Source organism: Gemmatimonadota bacterium (assembly GCA_016712265.1).
Lineage (GTDB): Bacteria > Gemmatimonadota > Gemmatimonadetes > Gemmatimonadales > Gemmatimonadaceae > RBC101.
Window position 1 is genome coordinate 1 of record JADJRJ010000025.1, and the last position, 6,245, is coordinate 6,245.

Here is a 6,245-nt window from a genome sequence, read left to right on the forward strand (position 1 = left end):
CGGGTGGCCAGTATCTGGAGTCGCACGTGATCGCGGCGGTCGAGGCCGACGCGAAGGTGCATGCCCAGATCATCCAGGCCGTCGGCGTGACTGTTTTGCCGGACGACGTGACGGTCGCGCTGAAAGACGTGCCGTCCGGCAAGCGTGCCGAGGTCGATGCCAAGGTGGCAGCGCTCAAGATCGACACGCGCGATGTGACCGATGACACGCCGGTGAAGGTGGTGCTCGATCGGATGGGGGCGGCACTCAAGCCGGGGTTTGACCTGGCGCGGTTGCAGCCTGCTGCGATCGAGGTCTCGCGAGGCGTTCGCTGATGGCGTTTCTTTCCGACACCTTTACCGAAGCCAGCGACACCGCGCTAGGTTCGCACACGCCGGACGTCGGCGGCACGTGGACCGTATTTTCTGCTGGCGGGATGACGGTAGCGGCGTCAGAGGATCGGGTGCGCGGCGACTCGTCGTCATCGAGCGGCGCGGCGTACAACAGCGCGTCTCCGGCGTCCGATGAGTACGACGTCGAGGCCATCGTGCGCCGGACCACCAGCGACTCCAATCCGCTGGGCGGCATCTATGTGCGCTATGACACCGCCGGGCCGCACTACGTGCAGATGTACATGTCGCAGCCGGACTCGCTGCTTGTCATGCAAGAGGTCCAAAGCGGCGCTGTATCCGAGTCCAGCACCTACGCCAAGACCTGGACGGCGGACCAGAACTACACGTTCAAAATCGAAGCGCGCAACGGCAGCAACGGCGTAAAGGGTTACCTGGACGGCACGCAACGCGTGCAGATCACGTGGTCCGGTGGCAGTACGCCGGGCAAGGCTGGGGTTCGGGCCCGTCTTTATGGCCGTGTCGATTCCCTGGTCGCCACGGACTACGTTACGGCGGTCGACCTCACCATCGCCGATGCCGCACATGCCCACTCGGCCGACAACCTTGCCCTGACGCAGACGCACGTGCTGGCCGTGGCGGACGCCACCAACGCTCACAGCGCCGACCAGGTTGGGCTGACCACCGCCACGGCGCTGGCGATCGCCGATGCGCTGCATGCCCACGGGTCCGACAACCTCACCTTGACGCAGACGCACGTGCTGGCGATCCAGGAGGCTGTCCATGCGCATGCGGCGGATCAGATCACCCTGTCGGTGGGCGGCACCGACCTGGTCATTGCCGATGCGCTGCACGCGCACGACGTGGATCACCTGGCGCTCACGCAGACGCACGTCCTGGTCGTGTCGGACGCGCTGCACGCGCACCTGGCCGACGTGCTGTCGCTATCCATCCCCGGCGCGCTGGTCACCGACTCCGATCGCGTGCTGGTCGTGCGCGGTGAGGGCCGGACGCTCGTCATCCTGCGCGAATCGCGCGTGCTCACCGTGCCCCTGGAGGCCCGGTCCCTGAGGGTGCATTGATGGACACCATTGAACTGGAAATCACCGAGACCGCGCTGATCGGCCGGAATCGGTACACGCAGGGCGAGCGCCGGCGGTTCAGCACGCCGGCCGAACTGATGGACGCCGGCGTCCTGCTGGCCAACGGCTGGGCGCGGGATCCGGTGACGGGTGTCGTGGCTGACAATCCGGCCGGTCCGCACGAGCTCCAAATCCAGTCCACCGATCACGGACACGAGGCCCAGACGCTATGAGCAAGGCAGTCCACGACGACGTGCTGGACGGCGCGCACGACATCATCCGCAGCAACGCCACCACCATGATCGCGTGCTCGGCGCAGCCGACATCGCGCACCGAGGCGGTCAGCACCTACGCCCTGGCGGACGTGGCGATGAGCTCGTCGGACTTCACCAAGGCCAACGGCGACGTCAGTGGCCGGAAGGTCACCGTGGGCGCCAAGACCGGCGTCACCGTCGACACCTCCGGCACTGCCAACCACGTCGCCATCGTGGACGGTACGCGGCTGCTGTACGTGACCACCTGCACCTCGCAGGCGTTGACCGGCGGCAACACGGTCAACTTCCCCGCTTGGGACATCGAGATCGCCGACCCGACGTAATGAGCGCGTTTCAGCGGGACACCTCCGGTGACTACATCACGAAGGATCCGGACGCTGTCCTCGACTACTCCATCGCCTGGGACGAGTGGCTCGATGGAGACACCATCGCCTCGGCGACCTGGACCGGCCCGTCGGCCTCACCAGGGGCAGCGACAGTGTGAACGACGCGGCGGTGGTCCTGGATGGCGTGCTGCGGCCCGCGGCCAGCGTGTCGACCTGCTGGATCAGTGGCGGCACGAACAACACCACGTACACGGTGAGCTGCCGCGTCGTGACGGCCGGTGGCCGGACCGACGACCGGTCGTTCCGCATCCTTGTGGGGACGAAATGAAACTGCTCGACCAGCTGCGCGGCCTGTTCGCCCCGCGTGCCGAAGAACGTGCCGACGACGACGATGCCGAGTTCGTGTGGCCGGGCCGCATGCCGAACGCCTCTGGCGTCACCTTGCAGGGCGACAACGCGTACACCTTGTCGGCCGTCTGGGGCTGCGTGCGCGTGATTGCCGAGGCGCTGGCCAGCCTGCCGGTGCAGGTCATCGAGCGCTCTGGCGATTCGCGCCGGGTGGTCGAGACTCACCCGGTTCACTGGCTGCTGAACACCTCGCCGGACGATGAAATCACCGCCCAGGCCCTTCGTGAGCGCTCCTACGGCCCACGCCCTGCTGCGAGGCAACGGATACGCCGCGATCCAGCGCGAGCTCAACGGGCAACCCTACGCGTTGCACCTGTGCAAGCCCGATCGCGTCCGGGTGGAGCGGACGGACCGTGGCGAGCTGGTGTATCGCGTACGCGACGACAACGGCGACGAGGACACGGTGCCGGCACGCGACATGTTCCACCTCCGAGGCCTCGGCTACGACGGCATCGTCGGCTACAGCGTGTTGCACCTGGCGCGGCAGTCGCTGGGCCTGTCCTCCGCACTGGAGACGTTCGGTGCCGGCTATTTCGGCAACGGCACCCACCCCTCCGGCGTGCTGTCCACCGACCAGGCGCGGGCGCGACCAGGTCGAGCAGCTGCGGGCTGAGTGGGAGAAAGTCCACAAGGGTGGGCGGAAGGCCAACAAGACGGCGATCCTCGGCGGCAACCTCAAGTGGCAGCCGCTCACCGTTGCGCCGGAGGACGCCCAGTTCCTGGAGTCTCGGCGCTTCCAGGTCTTGGAGATCTGCCGCTGGTTCCGCGTCCCGCCGCACATGCTGGCCGAGCTCGAGCGCGCCACCCACACGAACGTCGAGCAAATGTCCATCGAGTTCGTGCAGAACTGCCTGCTGCCCTGGGTGCGGCGGTTCGAGGCCGAGGCGAACATGAAGCTGCTCGGCCGCAACCAGCGCGGCCGGCTCACCGTGCGCTTCAACCTGGCCGGCCTGCTGCGCGGCGATCTCAAGAGCCGGTATGAGGCCTACCAGATCGGCCGGCGCGCTGGTTGGCTGTCGGTCAATGATGTGCGACGCCTCGAGGACATGAATCCCGTGCCAGGCGGCGACGACTATCACGTCGAGTCGAACCTCCCTCTTGAGCTGCTGCGCGAGAAGCAAGAGAAGGAAATCGAAAAGCTCGATCGTCCCGACCCGGCGCCGGCCGTGGCGCCCGCGCCTGGCAACGACCCGCCGCCGGACGACACCGATCCGGACAACCGCCTGGTCGACTAGGCCGCCCGACTCAAGCTCATCAACGGAGGCACTCATGCCTAACTTCCGGATCCGCGCCGCGGGCAAGAAAACCGCCGAGATCTACCTCTATGACGTCATCGGCCAGGACTGGTGGGGCGGGATCACAGCGAAGGACTTTGCCGAGGCGCTCAAGTCGGCCGGCGACATCGACACCATCAAGCTGCGCGTGAACTCGCCCGGCGGCGATGTGTTCGACGGCTTCGCCATCTACAACCAGCTGGCGCGGCATTCCGCGCGGGTCGAGGTCGACGTCGACGGAGAGGCGGCGAGCATCGCCTCGATCATCATCATGGCCGCCGACGAGGATCCGGGTGGCGGACAACGCCATGATCACGATTCACGACCCGTGGTCCTTCGCCGTCGGGAGTGCTGACGCGCTGCGCGACAAGGCCGTGCTGCTCGACCAGGTCAAAGGCTCGCTGCTGCGGACCTACGCCGCGCGGACGGGCCAGACCGAGGACACCCTGTCGGAGTGGATGAGCGCCGAGACCTGGTTCGATGCCGCCCAGGCCAAACAGAACGGCTTCGCCGACGCCGTCACCGAACCGGTCCGCATGGCGGCCAGTGCACGCGGCACCGTGCCCTGGATCCGCCACATGCCCGGCGCCAGACGCCATCAGCGCCCAACGTCGCACTTCGTCGCCAGCCGGTCGGCCATGGCCGCCGCAAAAGATCTCCGATCTGGGCCGCCGGGTGCGGGCCCCTGACATGAAACGGCAACCACGTTGCACCGTGAGCCGGCCTCGAGCCGGTTTTTTTTCGACCAAAGGAGCTGAAGCATGACCATTGCTGAATTGAAGGCCAGGCTCGCGGACCTGCACGAAACCGCGAAAGCCATCCAGGCGCAGGCCGACGCCGAAAAGCGCGACCTCACCGACGACGAGAGCGCGCGCATCGAGGCGATCTTCGCCGAGTTCGACTCGGTCGAGGCCGACATCAAGCGCCGCGAGCGCATGGAAGCGCAGTCCAACCGGCTGACCGAACCCGGTCCGCGCCCCACGGCGCCGACGGCGCCGACCACCGTGCCGGATCCGGAACCGGTGCCCCAGGCCGGCAACCGCCAACGCGGCAGCGACGGTCTGCAGCACACCACGCTGCGCCCGCAGCACGAGCGCCAGCGGTGGGGTGGCAGAACCTTCGGCGACTTCGCCAAGGCCGTTCTGCGTGCCTCTCGTGGCCAGGACGTGGATGACCGCCTGCGCAACGCCAGCCTGAGCACTTACGGCAGCGAAGACGTGGGCGCCGATGGCGGCTTTGCAGTGCCTCCGGAATGGCGCGGCCAGATCATGACCATGGTCAACGGCGAGGACTCGCTGCTGTCCCGCACCGACATGCAGCCGATTTCTGGCAACAGCATCGTTTTCCCGGTGGACGAGACCACGCCGTGGCAATCGACCGGCGGCATCCAGACCTACTGGGGCAAGGAAGCGGCCGCTCAGACGCAGAGCAAGGTAAGCCTTCAGCCCCTGTCGCTGCGCCTGGACAAGCTCACGTGCCTGGTGCCGGTCACCGACGAGCTGCTCGAGGACGCCCCGGCCATGGCCACCTACGTGCCGAGCAAGGCCGGCCAGAAGCTCAACTTCAAGGTCAACGACGCCATCATCAACGGCGACGGCGCCGGCATGCCGCTGGGTCTGGTGAATGCACCCTGCAAGGTCACCGTCAGCAAGGAAGGCAGCCAGGCCGCCGACACGCTGGTGGCGCAGAACATCCTGAAGATGTATGCGCGCATGCCGGCGGCCAACCGCGCCCGGGCGGTGTGGCTCATCAACCAGGACGTCGAGCCCCAGCTGCTCAACCTGAACATCACGTTCCGCGACATCGTGGGATCCGCTGGTATTGCGGCCGGCGCGGCGGCGTACCTGCCCCCTGGCGGACTGTCCGGCTCGCCCTACGCCACGCTGATGGGCCGGCCGATCCTGCCGACGGAAGCGTGCGGCACCGTGGGCGATCTGGGCGACATCGTGTTCGTCGACCTGGGCGCCTACCTCACCGCAGTGAAGAGCGGCGGCAACGGCCTGGGCATCAAGTCCGATGTGTCCATGCACCTGTGGTTCGACCAGGGTGCGACCGCCTTCCGCTTCACGATGCGCATGGCCGGCCGGCCGTGGTTGAGCGCGCCGATCGCGCGGAAGAACGGCAGCAACACCCTGTCCCCCGTTGTCGTCCTCGAGGCGCGCTGACCCACGCTCACGGGCCGCGCGAGCGGCCCTTGCGACTCTCTCATAGGAGCAAGGAAACATGATTGCAGGACACCTGGGCGAGATCCTCGCCATAATCGCCACCTCGGATCCGCAGACGCACGCGAACACGCAGCTGTACACCGACGTGATCGACATGTCCAAGTTCACGCAGGTGATGGGCGTGGCGATGCTGGGCAACATGGCCAGCGAGACCATCGACTTCAAGGCCTACAAGTGCGACAGCGACGGCAACAACGCCACCGCGCTCAAGAGCGCCACCCAGCTCTCGGCATCGGCGTCCGCCAACGACAACAGTCAAATCGAGATCGCAGTCATGCAGTCGGACCTGAACGTCAATTCCGAGGGCGCTCGTTACATCAAGTTCG

General features: G+C 66.9%; 12 protein-coding genes and 1 pseudogene. All 13 read left to right on the forward strand.

The features are described from left to right. Positions 1-26 precede the first annotated feature (26 nt). On the forward strand, positions 27-314 hold the full coding sequence (locus tag IPK85_04110; protein ID MBK8246572.1) for a hypothetical protein: 288 nt from the start codon (positions 27-29) through the stop codon (positions 312-314). Further along, the gene (locus IPK85_04115) at positions 314-1,411 is read left to right on the forward strand and encodes a hypothetical protein (GenBank protein ID MBK8246573.1); all 1,098 of its coding nucleotides are present in this window, start codon (positions 314-316) and stop codon (positions 1,409-1,411) included. Before IPK85_04110 ends, IPK85_04115 begins: the two co-directional genes overlap by 1 nt. Then, the gene (locus IPK85_04120; protein MBK8246574.1) at positions 1,411-1,644 is read left to right on the forward strand and encodes a hypothetical protein; all 234 of its coding nucleotides are present in this window, start codon (positions 1,411-1,413) and stop codon (positions 1,642-1,644) included. The genes IPK85_04115 and IPK85_04120 overlap by 1 nt, the downstream gene beginning before the upstream one ends. Further along, positions 1,641-2,009 carry a hypothetical protein gene (locus tag IPK85_04125; protein ID MBK8246575.1) on the forward strand — a complete coding sequence of 123 codons (369 nt, stop codon included), beginning with the start codon at positions 1,641-1,643 and terminating at the stop codon, positions 2,007-2,009. Before IPK85_04120 ends, IPK85_04125 begins: the two co-directional genes overlap by 4 nt. Then, positions 2,009-2,170: a hypothetical protein gene (locus IPK85_04130; GenBank protein ID MBK8246576.1), complete on the forward strand. Its 162-nt coding sequence runs from the start codon at positions 2,009-2,011 to the stop codon at positions 2,168-2,170. Before IPK85_04125 ends, IPK85_04130 begins: the two co-directional genes overlap by 1 nt. Continuing rightward, entirely contained in the window at positions 2,167-2,340 is a 174-nt protein-coding gene (locus tag IPK85_04135; GenBank protein ID MBK8246577.1) for a hypothetical protein, read from the forward strand. Before IPK85_04130 ends, IPK85_04135 begins: the two co-directional genes overlap by 4 nt. After that, positions 2,337-2,651, forward strand: a pseudogene (locus IPK85_04140) (phage portal protein). Before IPK85_04135 ends, IPK85_04140 begins: the two are co-directional and overlap by 4 nt. Further along, positions 2,644-3,033, forward strand: coding sequence for a phage portal protein (locus tag IPK85_04145; GenBank protein ID MBK8246578.1), 390 nt, complete (start codon positions 2,644-2,646; stop codon positions 3,031-3,033). Before IPK85_04140 ends, IPK85_04145 begins: the two are co-directional and overlap by 8 nt. Further along, entirely contained in the window at positions 2,942-3,655 is a 714-nt protein-coding gene (locus IPK85_04150) for a phage portal protein (protein ID MBK8246579.1), read from the forward strand. Before IPK85_04145 ends, IPK85_04150 begins: the two co-directional genes overlap by 92 nt. Positions 3,656-3,689: 34 nt before the next feature. Beyond that, on the forward strand, positions 3,690-4,049 hold the full coding sequence (locus IPK85_04155) for a Clp protease ClpP (GenBank protein ID MBK8246580.1): 360 nt from the start codon (positions 3,690-3,692) through the stop codon (positions 4,047-4,049). Continuing rightward, positions 4,003-4,383 (forward strand): ATP-dependent Clp protease proteolytic subunit, encoded by a 381-nt coding sequence (locus IPK85_04160; protein ID MBK8246581.1) that lies wholly within the window; start codon positions 4,003-4,005, stop codon positions 4,381-4,383. Before IPK85_04155 ends, IPK85_04160 begins: the two co-directional genes overlap by 47 nt. A 72-nt stretch (positions 4,384-4,455) precedes the next feature. Next, positions 4,456-5,859, forward strand: coding sequence for a phage major capsid protein (locus IPK85_04165; protein MBK8246582.1), 1,404 nt, complete (start codon positions 4,456-4,458; stop codon positions 5,857-5,859). Positions 5,860-5,917: 58 nt separating this feature from the next. Beyond that, positions 5,918-6,245, forward strand: a 328-nt coding sequence (locus IPK85_04170; GenBank protein ID MBK8246583.1) for a hypothetical protein, incomplete at its 3' end; no start/stop codon positions are given.